The organism is Flavobacterium frigidimaris (assembly GCF_002217275.1).
Lineage (GTDB): Bacteria > Bacteroidota > Bacteroidia > Flavobacteriales > Flavobacteriaceae > Flavobacterium > Flavobacterium aquidurense.
Map to the genome: position 1 here is coordinate 1 of NZ_MUGV01000024.1, position 16,125 is coordinate 16,125.

Below are 16,125 nucleotides of genomic sequence, written 5' to 3' on the forward strand. Positions count from 1 at the left end.
CCAATCTATCAATGAACTTTCCGTGTTCCACTTCATTTAACTCTTATTTAAAAAGTGTTCCGTGTACTTCGTTTGCGGGGTGCAAAAGTAGAAAACTTATTTACATTCGCAAGCCTTTTCACAAAGTTTCTTAAAGTCTTTTTTTGTTTTTTTTCTTAACTTTCTGATAACAAAAAACTTAGTCTACAACTTTTTTTAAAACATTAAGGGATTTTTCCTACTTTATAAGGTTCTACCTTAAATTGGTCTCTGTAATAAGGCGTTTTTACTGATGCTATGCCCCAAAATAATACTTTATTTATATGATGTATCTATATATAGACAACTTTAGTCTTAAAAACTTAAACCAGCAAAAAAACTATTTTAACGCGTTATATAGTATCTCTACCGGATGATGCGCTTTTCGTCCTGTACCATCTGCAATTTGATGCCTGCAACTTGTTCCTGATGCAGAAATCAGTGTTGCCTGTTCTTCAGAGCGAATGGTTGGAAACAAAACCAGTTCTCCTATTTTCATCGATATCTCATAATGCTCTTTCTCGTAACCAAAAGATCCTGCCATACCGCAGCAACCACTCGGAATATTCAGAACAGTATAATTTTTTGGTAACGTTAGGATTTTCTTTAGTGGGACCAATGATGATAGCGCCTTTTGAAAACAATGTCCATGCATACGAACACGTTCCTCCTTGTCTGTAAAACTGGCTGATGCAATTCGTCCTGCATCAAACTCCCTGGCTAAGAACTCTTCAATTAAAAAAGTTTTAGATCCAAATGATTTTGCTTTCGTTTTTAGGTCACCTCGACATAAATCAGGGTATTCATCACGGAAAGTTAATATTGCAGAAGGTTCTATTCCGATTAAAACAGCATCTTTAGAAATAACTTTTTCAAAATCCTTAATATTTTCTTCGGCAATTGCTCTTGCTTCCTTAAGCATTCCTTTTGAAAGAAAGGTTCTTCCACTTATACCGATTTTAGGAATTTCAACCTGATACCCTAAACGATTCAGAAGCTTAACAGTTGTCTGACCAATTTCTACATCATAATAATTTAGAAACTCGTCATTATATAAGTACACTTTACCATTTACAAAATCTCCTTCCTGCTTATGCTTCTTCATCCATTTGGCAAAAGTAGTTTTGTACATTAAAGGTAATTTTCTCTCTGTCGTAAAACCAGTTGCTCTTTTGATCATATTTCCCAGAAAATCTTTTGTAGCTAAATTGTACATCCAAGGAATTGAAGCAAATAATTGATTTATCTTCGGCGTATTTCCAATTAATCTCGAACGGAATTTTACACCATTCTTGTCATGATATTGTTGTAGAGTTTCGGCTTTTAGTTTTGCCATATCTACATTCGACGGGCATTCCGATTTACATCCTTTACAACTCAGACACAAATCTAAAACATCAAGCAGATTTTTATCATCAAACTTATTCTCTTTTGTAGAGGTTGTAATGGTTTCTCTTAAAATGTTTGCTCTTGCACGAGTAGTATGTTTTTCGTCGCGTGTCGCCATATAACTCGGGCACATTGTACCGCCGCTTTTCTCTGTTTTTCTACAATCTCCCGATCCATTACACATTTCGGCCGCACGCAGGATTCCGTTATTTTCAGAGAAATCAAAATACGTTTCCGGCATCGGCGTGTCCTGACCCGCTGTGTATCTTAAACTGGAATCCATTGGAGGCGTATTCACAATTTTACCCGGATTAAAAACTCCCCAGGGATCCCAAACTTCTTTTATCTGAATAAACAATTGATAGATTTCTTCGCCCAACATCAACGGAATAAATTCTCCTCGAAGTCTTCCGTCTCCATGTTCTCCGCTCAAGGAACCTTTATATTTTTTTACCAAATGCGCTATGTCTGTTGCTATGGTTCTAAAAATCGCTGTGCCTTCTTTTGTTTTTAAATCGATAATGGGACGAAGGTGCAATTCTCCCGTTGCTGCATGCGCATAATGCACACAGTTAAGGTTTCGCTCTTTTAAAATTGCATTAAAATCTTCGATAAATTCAGGCAAATCATTAACATCTACAGCAGTGTCTTCAATTACGGCAACAGCTTTTGCATCGCCCGGAATATTAGACAATAAACCCAATCCTGCCTTTCGTAATGCCCAGACTTTATTGGTATCATCGCCATAAACAATCGGAAAATGATAGCCTAAATTTTTAGAACGCATCAAAGCTTCCATCTCTTTTGCAATAACATCAATTTCTTCTTGTGAATCTCTTAAAAATTCAACTGCTAAAATGGCCTGAGGATCTCCTTTTACAAAAAAACGATTCTTACTTTGTTCGATGTTTTCTTTAGTACATTCTAAAATATAATGGTCTATTAACTCCACACTATCCGGCTTGAATTTTAAAGCTTCTATATTTGCTTTTAAGGATTCATTGATACTGTCAAAATGTACACAAACCAAAGCCGCATAAGGCTTTAATGCATCGACCAAATTCAGTTTTATGGCTGTCGAAAAGAATAATGTTCCCTCAGATCCTGCAATTAATTTACAGAAATTGAACTTTTCATCAAAAGCTCCAAAAGGCATAGCATCTGCCAGTAAATCTAAAGCGTAACCTGTATTTCTTCTTGGAATTGATTTTTTAGGAAAATTTTCTTCGAATAAAGCTCTGTTCGTTTGAGAGGATAATATTTCTTTTGCCTGAACATAAATTGCTTGTTCTAAAGGACTCGCAACATTAACTCCGTTGCATTTATCTTCAAACTCAGCATTGGTCAAAGAACCAAATATAACTTCATTACCGTCAGCCAAAAAACCTTTTATTTCGAGTAAATGTTCGCGTGTGGATCCGTAGATAACTGATCTTGCGCCACAGGCATTGTTCCCTACCATTCCGCCAATCATGCAACGATTACTGGTAGAAGTTTCAGGGCCAAAAAATAATTTATACGATTTTAAATGAAGATTCAGTTCATCACGAATAACTCCCGGTTCTACCCAAGCCGATTTACTAGCCTGATCTACCGAGATAATTTTGGTGAATTCCTGCGAAATATCAACTATAATTCCGTTTCCAACAACCTGACCCGCAAGCGACGTTCCGGCAGCACGCGGAATTACACTACTATTATTTTCTCTCGCAAAAGCAATAATTTTCTGAATATCTTCTTTCGTTTTCGGAATCGCAACTGCCAAAGGCATTTCTTTATAAACACTTGCATCTGTTGCATAGACCAAACGCATGGTATGATCGTAAAATAATTTACCTTCTAATTGTTTTTCTAAACCTTCAAGATCAATAGAACTCTTTGAAAGGATATTATTGTCATTCATTTTAATACTTTATTATATAAATCTCACAGAGACTTAAAGCCGCAAAGCCTAAACACGATATTTTTCTTGCACCTTTTATTAATGTACTATGCTGCATTTATAAAAAATAGCAAAAACATTTTACACCCAGAAAAACTTTTTCATTGTTCTGTTTTTTTTTTATAAAAAAATTGATGTTATTATTTAGTTTCCTGCAACTTTACATCAGTACTCTCAAATATTTTATCGGCAGATGATGCAACAAATCCCTGGTATAATTCTCCATTTGCCATTGGATAACGAAGGGCAAATTCGTAATAACAAGATGGAATCTCTAAAGCACCTTCTTCAAAATCTACCATAAATAAATCAGCTAATGTGCTTGATTGTTCCAGCAATTGTTCCGGTGTACCTTTGATTTTTCCTCCTGATGCATTTAGTTTCCATCCGCTGGTTTCTAAAAAGCTATTTAATTCTTCTAATGTTTTAAACTCTTTTAAAGCATTGGTATTTATAGTGAAGTGATTGGCTCTAAAACCGTACACGTACATCCAGGCAGCATATTCAGATTCCTCTAATAATGATTTGTAAATCTTTTGTGAATTTCCTTTCCAAACAGAACCGCTTAAAACCAATTCAGGATTATTGAATACATTTTGATCACAACTGTTTAAGATATCTTGTACTGTTTCTTGCAATTCAGCCGAACACTTTTCTAATTCTAATTCAGAAATAAAAATTCTTGGAGCACTCTTATCAGTAACATGTTCATAGTGTTTGGCATATAATTTTTTGGTTTCAAAATTATACTCTCCTCTTGCCTCGTAACCAACATTTAAAAAAGGTTTTTCTAAAACCGCTATATTAACGCGTTTATCATTGAATGTACGAATCGCGATATGGTCATTCTGAATTTCCTCGCCTCTGTCTTCTAACAATTCATGTATTTTTTTTGCAGATGGAGTAATAGCAGCATATTGCTCCCATAGTTTTGTAAGTAATTGATCTTTATTCATTTATGTTATATTAAAATACTGTTATTATGACACAAATCTATACATAAAGATGTAAATATAACATTCAATATGTACGATTATTGATACATATACATTTCAGTTGCTTTTTTTTGTAATTTTGACATTTTAAAATCCAGTTTTAACATAAGAATTGTCAAAACAATAGAATCCTTAACAATTACGAGCTATGCCGAGTACTAAGAAGAATGAAAATACGGACTATTTAGATAGAGAAATCATGCGAAAACTTAGTGAGAATGGAAGAACACCATTTTCAGATCTTGCGAAGGAATTAAATATATCCAATTCTTTGGTACATTTAAGAGTTAAGAAATTACAGGAAGCAGGAGTAATTACAGGCTTCTCTGTAAAATTAAATGCTAAAGAACTTGGTTTTGAAACCATTACCTATACTGGAATTGTTACAAAGGAAGCTCGTTATTCTTATTCTATAGCTGAAAAACTCAAAGAAATCCCCGAAGTGATAGAATGCCACTGGGTTTCGGGAAAATATGCCTTATTTATTAAAATTGTTTCTTTTAATAATGAAGAGCTTCGCAAAATTTTATACGAGCAAATTCACCAGATTGAAGGCGTTGGAAGCACGGATTCGTTTTTTTCTTTTGGTGCTGCGTTTGAAAAAAATCTGCCAGTTTAATAATTTAAATTCAAATTTCAAATTTCAAATTCCAAAGCTCAAATTTTGCAAAGCAACTATAAATAAAAAATCCCAAATTCCAATTATAACATTGGAATTTGGGATTTAAATATTGGAATTTATTATCGGTTAGTCTAAAATAAAACTCACACTTACATTTGCAGTAATTTCAATTTCTCCAATGGCTAATGTTTCGTTTGAAGCACCTTCAACATTATCCATTGCCATAGATTTCATCGCATACATTGGTTGTGGGTGATAAACTTGTGAGTTATCAGAAATAACAAAGGCTTTACCAACTTTTTGACCTAAAACAGAAACATAATCTTCTGCTTTTGCTTTAGCGTCTTTCATTGCAATTTTTCTTGCCTCAGACTGATATTGCGCTAATTTTGATGATTCAAAAGAAACTTTGTCCAAACGGTTAATTCCTTGCTGAACTAAACCTTCCATCAATTCATCGTATTTAGATAAATCTTTTACTAAAATTTCAACTGTCTGAACAGCATTATAACTTGTTTTCTTTTTTTCGTAATCGTATTGCGGATTAAGGGCAACCTGTTTTGTTCTGAAATCTGTTGCTGGAATATTCATTTTTTTAATGAATTTTAAAACAGCATCCATTTTTTCGTCATTTTGCTTTTTGACGTCTTTAGCATTATTTCCTTTTGTTTCAACTGTAGCTGAAATAGAAACCTGATCAGGAGCTACTTTTACTTTTCCTTCTCCATTTACATTGATCTGCGGAATTTGTTTGGTTTCCTGGCCGTAAGACATAGTCATAAACATGATTGTTAAAAATAATACTACTTTCTTCATTTTTGTTATATTTTAAAATTATCGATAAGGGCATTTCAAAAGTTATGCCAAGCTTACAATTTTCCTAATTTAGCCATCGCAAAAAGTATTAAAATCGGAATTGCTAATAAGATAACCATCAAACTATGATCTACAATTAAAGAAGGTTCTTTTATCAAGGTAATCAAATAACCACCAATGGCACCTCCAAAATGTGCTGTATGCCCTATATTATCATTTTTGGCTTTCATTCCGTATATCGAATACAATAAATATAAAATTCCGAAGAGATATGCCGGCATAGGAATGACAAAAAAGATTCCCAACATCATATCCGGCTGTAATAATATGGCAGAATATAAAATTCCGGTGACAGCACCCGAAGCGCCAACCGCACGATAACTATAGTCATTTTTATGAAACAGCATTGTTAGCAAACTTCCAAAAATCAAACTTCCAAAATAAATAAGAATAAAAGAAATTGATCCAAGCCATTCGATGACAACCGGAGCAAAAAACCAAAGTGTCAACATATTAAATATTAAATGCATCATATCAACATGCAAGAAACCAGATGATAACATTCTGATTTGTTCCCCGGAACGAATACTCCCGACATGAAATTCGTATTTTCTAAAAAAAGCAAGATCATTAAAACCTTTGTAACTAATCAAGGCATTGGCAACTATAATCCCAACCAAAACGGTATTAACGGTATTCATAAAAAATATTTAATGTGAGTGGTAAATATAATCATTCTCAAACATAACTTTACAAGAAACCAAAACATCCATGGTTATTCATTTTTAATTTATCTTTGTAAAAAAAAATAGATGCAGTTTCTCGCTTATATAGTAGCCTACCCTTTTCTTTGGCTTATTTCTATACTTCCATTTCGTATATTTTATTGGTTTTCTGATTTCGTTTATTTCCTTGTATATCATGTTATTGGATATCGCAGAAAAGTAGTGCGCGAAAATCTGGCACTTACTTTACCACATTTAAGTAACGCTAAAAGAAAAGAAATCGAAAAGAAATTTTATCAGCATATGTGTGATATGTTTCTTGAGATGATCAAAACAATGAGTATTACACCTGAGGAAATGGAGAAAAGATTTACCATTACCAATATGGATCTTTTTCATGAATATGAAAATAAAGGCAAAAGTGTCGTTTTAGTAGCTTCGCACTACGCGAGCTGGGAATGGCTTTTGACACTTAATAAAAGAATGCTTTTTAATGGAGTTGGCGTTTATAAAAAAATTGCCAATCCGTATTTTGATAAATTGGTTCGAAAAATCAGAGGAAAATATGATGCTGAATTAGTTGAAACTAAGAAAGCAATTCCATTAATGGCACAAAATCAACGCAAAGGAATTCTAAGTCTTTATGGTTTGGCCAGTGATCAATCACCAAAACTGGACAGGATTTTTCATTCCATGAAATTTATGGGAATTGAAGTTCCGGTACACACCGGAGCAGAAATGTTGGCTAAAAAATACGACTTAAGCGTTATTTTTATTAAAGTAAAAAAAGTGGGAAGAGGTTATTATGAAGCTACAATTGTACCAATTGCCGATAACCCTAAAGAATATGAAAATTTTGAAGTCACGGAGAAATATTTAAGAGAAGTAGAAAAACAAATATATGAAGCGCCTGAATATTATTTGTGGACGCATAAAAGATGGAAACATCGCGTTGCATAATATTCTTTATAAAAATACTTAAAAGTCCAAAAGCGATTATTTCCTTTTGGACTTTTTCTTTTATGTAAGTCAGCTAAAAACGAAAAACTATTCTTTTAAGATCTCTAAAGTAAATTTTGATGGGTTTTTGTAATGATTTTTTCTGAATTTGAACAAAAGGTAATTTGGATAAACGGTATACATTTGGAGTTGATTAAAATCTATCCAAAAAACCACATTAAAATTATTACCATGTTTAAAAAATTACTTTTTACATTATTGATATCGGTCATGTACATAAGCACTTTTGCTCAAAGTCCAAAAAGAGGTATTGCTTATGGAAACAATTCTACTGCAGATTTATTGGCGTTAAAACCAGGAATTTCCTGGTGGTATAATTGGGGCTCGTTACCAGAAAATGACACTAATGCCAACTACGAATCTATTGGAGTTGAATACGTACCAATGGCCTGGGGAAAAATTAGCGATGCTGAAGTACAGGCTTTTATTAACAGAATCAAACCCGGAGCAAAATATTTATTAGCATTTAACGAACCTAATTTTAACGATGGTGCAAGATTAACACCTCAGGAAGCTGTAAGTGCCTGGGCGAATGTAGAGAAAATTGCTGCTGCAAAGAATCTTGAAATTGTGAGCGCTTCACCTGCCTATAACGGACCAAATAATTATGGAGGTTTTACCGATCCTGTAGCCTGGCATAATCAGTTTTTTCAATTATGCCCAAGTTGTAAAGTCGATTATATTGCGTTTCACACCTACGATAATACCGCAGGCTCTGTTATTGGCGTTACAGGAAATCTAAAAAAATTCAATCGTCCGGTATGGGTCACTGAATTTTCGAACAGAGTGATTCAAACTGCGGCAGAGAAAACAGCCTTCATGAAAGAAGTAATTACCAGTTTTGAAAATGATCCGGACATTTATCGATATTCATGGTTTACAGGAAGACCTGATCCTGCATGGTTAGATATGGCTGAAAATGGTTTGCTTGCACCCCAAAGTGGCGTTTTAAGACCAATTGGTACTGAATATATAAATACGACTTACACTTCTAAAAAAATGAATGTACCAGGCCGAATAACAGCCAACAAACATTATAGAAGAAAAGGTACCGGTTTGCAAAATACCGCTGATTCTGAAACTGGCCAGAATGTTTGTTTTATCGAAACCGGAGATTGGAATGAATTTATACTAAATGTTGCAGATGCCGGAACTTATAACCTAACATTTAGAGTTGCATCGCCAACAATCCCAGGGAAGTTTGACATTTTAGTTAATAATATTCTACTAAAAACAGATGAAACTTTTCCAGCCACTGGCGGATACCAAACGTATGCTGACAAACTTGTAAGCGGAGTTGCATTACCAAAAGGAGAAGTCTATCTTAAAATCAAATTCAAATCAAATGATGTGAGTTTTAACTTTATCGATGTTACTGCTGCTAACTTAGGCGTAAATGATCCAATTTCTGAAAAAGATTTTTTTACGGTTTATCCTAATCCAATTAAAACACAATCAACACTTCATATTAAATCAGATGTGACAGAACCATTACGTTTCAGAATTATTGATATGAAAGGAATTGTTTGCTATTCTTCAAATGATCATTTTACGAATGAAGATATCAAAATTGGAGATAAACTCTCTAGTGGTGTTTACATTGTCAATGCCGCTTATGGAAGCGTACGAAGATCAATAAAAATTATCAAAAATTAATACCCGATTTCTCCAAAATAGTTGTAAAAAAAAAACTCTTTCAAATTAATGAAAGAGTTTTTTGTTCGAAACAGATTTAAAAATCTTAGCAACTTAGAACCTTAGTATCTTTTCTAACTAAATTCCGGCAATTGCTTTTATTTCATCAATAATTCGAAGTGCCAAAACATCAGCTTTTTCCTGAGAGGGTGCTTCAGTGTAAATACGGATAATAGGTTCTGTATTCGATTTTCTTAAATGCACCCATTCTGTAGCAAAATCAATTTTCACACCGTCAATTGTGGTAATATCTTCGTTTTTGTATTTTTCTGTCATTGCCACTAAAATTGCATCAACATCAATTTGTGGTGTTAATTCAATTTTATTTTTGCTCATGTAATATTCAGGATAAGAAGCACGCAATGCAGAAACTGACATTTTTTTGTTTGCCAAATGCGTTAAAAACAGCGCCACTCCAACTAAACTATCACGTCCGTAGTGCGATTCAGGATAAATAATTCCGCCATTTCCTTCACCACCAATAATAGCATTATTTTTCTTCATTAATTCTACTACGTTTACTTCACCTACAGCACTTGCTTCGTAGGTTCCTTTATGTGCATTTGTTACGTCACGTAACGCACGCGATGAAGACATATTTGAAACCGTATTTCCCGGAGTTTTACTCAAAACATAATCGGCGCAAGCCACTAATGTGTATTCTTCACCAAACATTTCTCCGTCTTCGCTAATGAAAGCCAAACGATCAACATCCGGATCTACTACAACTCCTAAATCTGCGCCTTCTTTTACAACCAATTCTGAAATATCAGTCAAATGTTCTTTTAAAGGTTCCGGATTATGAGGAAAATGTCCGTTTGGTTCGCAATATAATTTTACAACTTCAACGCCCATTAATTCTAATAATCTTGGAATAATAATTCCGCCAGAAGAATTCACACCGTCAACGACAACTTTAAATTTTGCCTCTTTTACAGCTTCAACATCAACCAAAGGCAAGTTTAAAACCTCGTCAATATGAATATCCATATAAGCGTCATTAATCGTGATTTCACCTAAGTTATCTACATCTGAGAAATCGAAAGCTTCTGCTTCGGCAATTTCAAGAATTTTTGCGCCTTCAGCTCCACTTAAAAATTCTCCTTTAGCATTTAATAATTTTAAGGCATTCCATTGTTTTGGATTATGAGAAGCCGTTAAAATAATTCCACCGTCGGCTTTTTCTAATGGAACAGCAATTTCTACAGTTGGCGTTGTCGAAAGCCCAAGATCAATTACATTAATTCCTAAACCAATTAAAGTATTTACAACAAGATTATGAATCATCGGACCAGAAATTCTGGCATCGCGACCAATCACAACCGTTAATTTTTCTTTTGAAGTATTGTTTTTCAGAAAAGTTCCATAAGCTGATGCAAATTTCACAGCGTCAACCGGAGTCAGGTTATCCCCTACTTTTCCTCCTATAGTCCCGCGAATTCCGGATATCGATTTTATTAAAGTCATTTTTTTGAGATATGGTTATGAGTTACAAATATAGAAAAGTTGCTGAGATGCTAAGGCTCTAAGCTGCTAAGATTTTAAAAAAAAGTTGCTAAGGGACTAAGGTTCTAAGTTGCTAAGACCATTACAAAACCGATTTAAAAAAGTTTTTATACATTTACAAGAGAGAACTTAGAATCTTAGTATCTCAGAACCTTAGCAACTCAAAAAAATGAATTTCCTAGCCCACATATATCTTTCAGGTGATAATGATCATATCAAAATCGGCAATTTTATGGCGGATGGTATTCGTGGAAAACAGTTTGAACATTTTCCTGAAGATGTACAAAAGGGAATCATTTTACACCGTTTTATAGACACTTATACCGATTCACATGATGTTTTTAGACAAAGTACCAAGCGGTTACATGAAAAATATCATCATTATGCCGGCGTGATTGTAGACATTGTTTATGATCATTTTTTAGCTAAAAACTGGAGCAATTATTCTGATGAAAAACTAGAAGATTTTATCAATCGCTTCTACAATTCACTTCATACAAATTATGATATCCTAACCGAAAAAACTCAAGGTTTAATGCCTTATATGATTGAAAGAAACTGGCTCTTAAGTTACAGAACTGTAGAAGGTATTCATCAGATTTTAACGCAAATGGACCGAAGGTCGAAAAACTTATCCAAAATGCAATTTGCCAGCGAAGAGTTAAAAGAATTCTACGACGAATTTGAACAGGAATTCACTACTTTCTTTGAAGAAATGCAACATCAGGCTAAGCAAAAATTACTTTCCTTATAAAGTCAATTGATTCTATAAAAACTAATATTTTCTCCTTTATGAAAAAAATTACATTCTTATTCTCATTTATTTCCGTTTTTAGTTTTGCGCAACAAAATCCAACCGGATTAGTAACTTCAAAAGCCATGGTTGTTTCGGCAAGAGAAGAAGCTTCTAAAATTGGCGCTGAAATCATGAAAAAAGGAGGAAATGCTTTTGATGCAATGGTTGGAACTGAATTAGCTCTTGCTGTTTCTTTTCCTTTTGCGGGAAATATTGGCGGTGGCGGTTTTATGGTTTACCGAAAAGCAAACGGAGAAGTCGGGTCATTAGACTATCGAGAAAAAGCCCCTTTAGCAGCATCAAAAGATATGTTTTTGGACAAGGATGGAAATGTAATCAAAGGAAAAAGCACCGAAACTGCTCTGGCAATTGGTGTTCCGGGAACGATAGCCGGTGTTTTTGCTGTTCATAAAAAGTTTGGTTCTATGCCAATGTCCGAAATCTTAAAACCTGTTATTGCTCTTGCTGAAAGAGGCGTTGCTGTAACCCAAAAACAGGAAAAAAGCATGAACAGTTATCGTGAATCGATCGTAAAAATAAATGGACCGACTACACTTTTAGCGACTAATTTTAAAGAAAAAGACACTATTAAATATCCAGCACTTGCCAAGACCTTAAAACGTATTTCAAAGAATGGAAGAAATGAATTTTACAAAGGTGAAACAGCAAAAATTTTAGTTGATTATCTTCAGAAAAAAGGCGGTATCATCACTTTGGAAGATTTATCCAAATATGAAGCCAAGTGGAGAAAACCACTTCAATTTACCTATAAAGATTTAAAAATTACTTCAATGTCTCCACCAAGCAGCGGTGGAATTTGTCTGGCTCAAATTCTAAAAATGATTGCTCCTTACGATTTGGCTAAAATGGGACATAATTCACCTGAAGCGATTCAAATAATTGTTGAAGCAGAAAGGAGAGCTTATGCAGACAGAAGTCAGTTTCTGGGTGATCCTGATTTTGTAAAAATTCCGGTAAAAGCATTGCTTTCTGATGCTTATTTAAAAGATAGAATATCGACTTTTAATGTTGACAAAGCCAGTTTATCGTCAGAAATAAAAGAAGGAAAAGTAACTTACAATGAAAGTACAGAAACCACGCATTATTCTATAGTTGATAAATTCGGAAATGCAATAGCAGCAACAACAACCTTAAATGACGGATATGGCTCTAAATACTATTGTGACGAATTAGGTTTCTTTTTAAATAACGAAATGGACGATTTTAGTGCCAAACCAGGATCTCCAAATATGTTTGGCTTAGTTGGAAACGAGGCGAATAGTATTGCGCCACAAAAGCGTATGTTAAGCTCTATGACACCCACAATTGTTGAGAAAGATGGAAAACTCTTTATGGTTGTCGGAACGCCCGGAGGTTCCACAATTATAACATCTGTTCTGCAAACCATCTTAAATGTTTACGAATATAAATTGAGTATGCAAGAGGCAGTAAACGCACCGAGATTTCATCATCAATGGTTACCGGATCTCATTACTTTTGAACCTAGCACTTTTGATAATAACACAATTAATAAACTTAAAGCAAAAGGGTATTTAATTAACGAGAATCCAACTCCAATAATAGGAAAAGTTGATGCTATTTTGATCCTGCCAAATAAAGATCTTGAAGGTGGTGCCGATTTTAGAGGTGATGATGCCGCAGTTGGGTTTTAAATTAAAATAGATTTTTACTAAAAAATCGTCCAGTTTTGAATGTTATAAACTAAATTTGCACTATTCCCCTAATTTTTTACGAACAGAATGCTAAAAAAATATTTCAGAAAACTAGAAAGCATTATTGCCTTGGCGCAGTCGTTAATGACACCAAAGCAGTTTATTTTTTTATCAAGTGTTTTAATTGGTATCTCGTGCTCTTTGGCCGTAATCGTTTTAAAAACTTTTGCGCACAGCGTTTTTTCGTTTGCGACTTATATTAATGCTATTTTGAAATTGAGTTTCATCAACAGTATATTGCCAATTATTGGTATTGTATTAACTGTTTTTGTTATAAAAAGAGTTCTTAACGGAACCATAGAAAAAGGAACTTCTCAAATTTTATATGCTGTTGCTAAAAAAGCCAGTATTATTCCGAAAAAGCAGATGTATGCTCAAATTATAACCAGCTCGTTAACAGTTGGTTTAGGAGGTTCCGCAGGTCTTGAAAGCCCTATTGTGGTTACAGGTGCCGCTTTCGGATCAAACTTTGCACAAAATTACAAATTAGCTTACAAAGACCGTACACTGCTTATTGGTTGTGGTGTTGCAGCAGGTATTTCGGCAGCCTTTAATGCTCCCATTGCAGGAGTTTTATTTGCTATCGAGGTTCTATTAGTCGATGTGAGTATTTCAGCCTTTACCCCAATTATGATTTCTGCAGCAACTGGTGCCTTGGTGTCAGCTATTGTTTTAGATGAAACGATTTTATTGTCTTTCAAAAAACAAGAGGCCTTCAATTATCATAATATTCCGTTTTATGTTATTCTTGGGATATTAACCGGTTTTATTGCTGTTTATTACGCCCGAAATTTCCAAAGAGTAGAACATTATTTTGCTCAATTAAAAATGGGTGCTTATAAAAAGGCTTTAATTGGCTCTTCATTATTAGCCTTACTTATTTTTGTTTTTCCAACACTTTTTGGTGAGGGTTATGAAAGTATTAAAACCTTATCTGAAGCAGATCCGGGAAAAATTTTAGATAATACTTTATTTGGCGATTTTAGAAATAACCAGTGGATATTGCTTCTTTTTGTTGGATGCACTATGATGGTAAAAGTTTTCGCTTCAGGGTTAACTATTGGAAGCGGAGGAAATGGAGGAAATTTTGCTCCTTCCCTATTTTTAGGTTCTTACTTAGGTTTCTTTTTTTCAAAATTCGTAACCATGATCGGTTTGTCAAAATTGCCAATCAGTAATTTTACAATGGTTGGAATGGCGGGTATTTTGAGCGGATTATTTCACGCTCCTTTAACTGCAATATTCTTAATTGCTGAAATAACTGGTGGTTACAGTTTAATGATTCCGTTAATGATTGTGTCTTCTATAAGTTTTGCGATTTCAAAACGTTTTGAAAAATATTCACTTGATGTAAAAGGCCTGGCAAAAAAAGGTCATGCTTTTACAAGTAATAAAGACTCTAACATCTTATCAACTTTAGATATAGACAGCATTATTCAATGTGACTACCTTACTGTTCATCCAGAAGAAAACCTTACTAAATTAGTTGATCTTATTTCGCATTCTAATCAGGTTGTTTTTGCGGTTGTAACACACGAAAAAGAATTAGTTGGTGTCGTTCATTTTAATGATATCCGCGAAATTATTTTTAATAGTTATCGCGTAAAATATACTTTGGTTAAAGATGTCATGAAAACGCCAGCGGCTACAATTTCTTCTTTTGATAGTATGGAAATTGTGATGAGCAAATTCGAAAAATCAAAAACAGCCTTTCTTCCTGTTTTGCGAAATGAAAAATATTATGGCTTCATTTCCAAATCTATAGCACTTGAAGCGTATCGAATGAAGTTGCGTTCTATGACGATTGAGTAAGCTTAATATCGGATAGGTTAAAAATTTGCTTTATCCGATATTAAGAAATATCTTTGTAGGATTATGTGGAATATTGACTTAACATACAGAGAAGAATTTCAATTAACATTTGATCGATTGTACCAAAAAAGGCTTGATTTGCAAAACAGCAGACCATTGCCCAATATCGCTTTGCATAAAATTCGCGAAAGTTTATCCCTTGAATGGACTTACAATTCAAATAGTATTGAAGGAAATACTATGAGTTTAAGAGAAACTCAAATGGTCATTCAGGAAGGAATTACCATTAAAGGAAAATCACTTCGGGAACATTTTGAAACGCACAATCACGACAAAGCGATTGACTATTTATACTCGATTGTAGGCGATACTTACAAACTTCGAAGTATAGATATCCTATCTATACACGGATTGGTTTTGCGTTCTATAGAAGATGATTTTGCAGGACGATTACGCAATGGTGGTGTTCGAATTTCAGGAGCTAATTTTATGCCTCCAAACGCCAATAAAGTTTCAGATTATCTGGATGAATTAATTGATTGTATCAATACAAATCCATTAGGCTTAAACGATATTGAACTGGCAACCATTTATCATCATAAACTGATCTGGATTCATCCATTCTTTGATGGAAATGGGAGAACCGTTCGTTTGAGTATGAATCTGCTATTAATGCGTTGTGGCTTTCCACCAGCAATTATCTTAAAGAATGATCGAAAAAAATATTACGAAGCACTCAATCAGGCTAATAATGGAAATTATCAGAAACTAACCCTTTTGATGTGCCAGGCTTTAGAGCGCACACTTAATATTTATTTAAGTGCCATGCCCGGAAGCAATTATGATTATCAATCGATTCAAAATATTGTAAGTGAGCCAGAGACTCCTTATGGTCATGAATATATTAGTTTATTGGCCAGAACCGGTAAAATAGACGCTTATAAAGAAGGTAGAAATTGGTATACTACCAAAGAAGCCATTGAAGAATACATGGCAACGAGAAAAAGAAAACGCTAACCTTTATCCTTTCAGATTCAAAATTTGGAAGGATAATAA

Annotated in this window: 12 protein-coding genes; 7 read left to right on the forward strand and 5 right to left on the reverse strand. The window is 34.1% G+C overall.

Going from position 1 to position 16,125, the window contains the following annotated elements; translation table 11 throughout:
• Positions 1–358: 358 nt before the first annotated feature.
• Both B0A65_RS14820 and B0A65_RS14825 read right to left on the reverse strand, forming a co-directional pair.
• Entirely contained in the window at positions 359–3,310 is a 2,952-nt protein-coding gene (locus B0A65_RS14820) for an FAD-binding and (Fe-S)-binding domain-containing protein (protein ID WP_074663679.1), read from the reverse strand.
• 179 nt (positions 3,311–3,489) lie between these two features.
• Positions 3,490–4,305: a DUF1338 domain-containing protein gene (locus tag B0A65_RS14825; RefSeq protein ID WP_074663674.1), complete on the reverse strand. Its 816-nt coding sequence runs from the start codon at positions 4,303–4,305 to the stop codon at positions 3,490–3,492.
• Between the two features lie 187 nt (positions 4,306–4,492).
• On the opposite strand from B0A65_RS14825, the gene B0A65_RS14830 reads away from it, so the two are divergent.
• Entirely contained in the window at positions 4,493–4,963 is a 471-nt protein-coding gene (locus B0A65_RS14830; protein ID WP_074663670.1) for an Lrp/AsnC family transcriptional regulator, read from the forward strand.
• 129 nt (positions 4,964–5,092) lie between these two features.
• Here B0A65_RS14830 and B0A65_RS14835 read toward each other — a convergent pair whose 3' ends face one another.
• Positions 5,093–5,782 (reverse strand): SIMPL domain-containing protein, encoded by a 690-nt coding sequence (locus B0A65_RS14835; protein WP_074663667.1) that lies wholly within the window; start codon positions 5,780–5,782, stop codon positions 5,093–5,095.
• Between the two features lie 53 nt (positions 5,783–5,835).
• Positions 5,836–6,483 (reverse strand): rhomboid family intramembrane serine protease, encoded by a 648-nt coding sequence (locus B0A65_RS14840; protein WP_074663664.1) that lies wholly within the window; start codon positions 6,481–6,483, stop codon positions 5,836–5,838.
• A 111-nt stretch (positions 6,484–6,594) separates the two neighbouring features.
• Here B0A65_RS14840 and B0A65_RS14845 point away from each other — a divergent pair, with 111 nt between their 5' ends.
• Complete coding sequence (locus B0A65_RS14845) at positions 6,595–7,467, forward strand: lysophospholipid acyltransferase family protein (protein ID WP_074663663.1); 873 nt, start codon at positions 6,595–6,597, stop codon at positions 7,465–7,467.
• Between the two features lie 231 nt (positions 7,468–7,698).
• Positions 7,699–9,183 carry a glycosyl hydrolase gene (locus B0A65_RS14850; RefSeq protein WP_207556443.1) on the forward strand — a complete coding sequence of 495 codons (1,485 nt, stop codon included), beginning with the start codon at positions 7,699–7,701 and terminating at the stop codon, positions 9,181–9,183.
• Between the two features lie 117 nt (positions 9,184–9,300).
• Here B0A65_RS14850 and glmM read toward each other — a convergent pair whose 3' ends face one another.
• A complete protein-coding gene (gene glmM / locus B0A65_RS14855; RefSeq protein ID WP_074663658.1) occupies positions 9,301–10,689 on the reverse strand; it encodes a phosphoglucosamine mutase in 1,389 nt (462 codons plus the stop codon).
• Between the two features lie 208 nt (positions 10,690–10,897).
• Between glmM and B0A65_RS14860 the strand changes: the two genes are divergently transcribed.
• From B0A65_RS14860 to B0A65_RS14875, 4 genes are all read left to right on the forward strand, one after another.
• Positions 10,898–11,482 carry an acyl carrier protein phosphodiesterase gene (locus B0A65_RS14860; RefSeq protein WP_074663655.1) on the forward strand — a complete coding sequence of 195 codons (585 nt, stop codon included), beginning with the start codon at positions 10,898–10,900 and terminating at the stop codon, positions 11,480–11,482.
• A 38-nt stretch (positions 11,483–11,520) separates the two neighbouring features.
• Positions 11,521–13,197, forward strand: a complete 1,677-nt coding sequence (ggt, locus tag B0A65_RS14865; RefSeq protein WP_074663652.1) for a gamma-glutamyltransferase — start codon at positions 11,521–11,523, stop codon at positions 13,195–13,197.
• An 87-nt stretch (positions 13,198–13,284) separates the two neighbouring features.
• Positions 13,285–15,069 carry a chloride channel protein gene (locus B0A65_RS14870; protein ID WP_074663650.1) on the forward strand — a complete coding sequence of 595 codons (1,785 nt, stop codon included), beginning with the start codon at positions 13,285–13,287 and terminating at the stop codon, positions 15,067–15,069.
• Between the two features lie 63 nt (positions 15,070–15,132).
• Positions 15,133–16,086, forward strand: coding sequence for a Fic family protein (locus B0A65_RS14875; protein ID WP_074663648.1), 954 nt, complete (start codon positions 15,133–15,135; stop codon positions 16,084–16,086).
• The last annotated feature ends 39 nt before the right edge of the window (positions 16,087–16,125 follow it).

Coding starts and splice junctions, on each gene's coding strand:
- B0A65_RS14820 (WP_074663679.1), bottom strand. CDS start 3,310: ATGAATGACAATAATATCCTTTCAAAGAGTTCTATTGATCTTGAAGGT.
- B0A65_RS14850 (WP_207556443.1), top strand. CDS start 7,699: ATGTTTAAAAAATTACTTTTTACATTATTGATATCGGTCATGTACATA.
- B0A65_RS14840 (WP_074663664.1), bottom strand. CDS start 6,483: ATGAATACCGTTAATACCGTTTTGGTTGGGATTATAGTTGCCAATGCC.
- B0A65_RS14825 (WP_074663674.1), bottom strand. CDS start 4,305: ATGAATAAAGATCAATTACTTACAAAACTATGGGAGCAATATGCTGCT.
- B0A65_RS14835 (WP_074663667.1), bottom strand. CDS start 5,782: ATGAAGAAAGTAGTATTATTTTTAACAATCATGTTTATGACTATGTCT.
- ggt (WP_074663652.1), top strand. CDS start 11,521: ATGAAAAAAATTACATTCTTATTCTCATTTATTTCCGTTTTTAGTTTT.
- B0A65_RS14830 (WP_074663670.1), top strand. CDS start 4,493: ATGCCGAGTACTAAGAAGAATGAAAATACGGACTATTTAGATAGAGAA.
- glmM (WP_074663658.1), bottom strand. CDS start 10,689: ATGACTTTAATAAAATCGATATCCGGAATTCGCGGGACTATAGGAGGA.
- B0A65_RS14860 (WP_074663655.1), top strand. CDS start 10,898: ATGAATTTCCTAGCCCACATATATCTTTCAGGTGATAATGATCATATC.
- B0A65_RS14875 (WP_074663648.1), top strand. CDS start 15,133: ATGTGGAATATTGACTTAACATACAGAGAAGAATTTCAATTAACATTT.
- B0A65_RS14845 (WP_074663663.1), top strand. CDS start 6,595: ATGCAGTTTCTCGCTTATATAGTAGCCTACCCTTTTCTTTGGCTTATT.
- B0A65_RS14870 (WP_074663650.1), top strand. CDS start 13,285: ATGCTAAAAAAATATTTCAGAAAACTAGAAAGCATTATTGCCTTGGCG.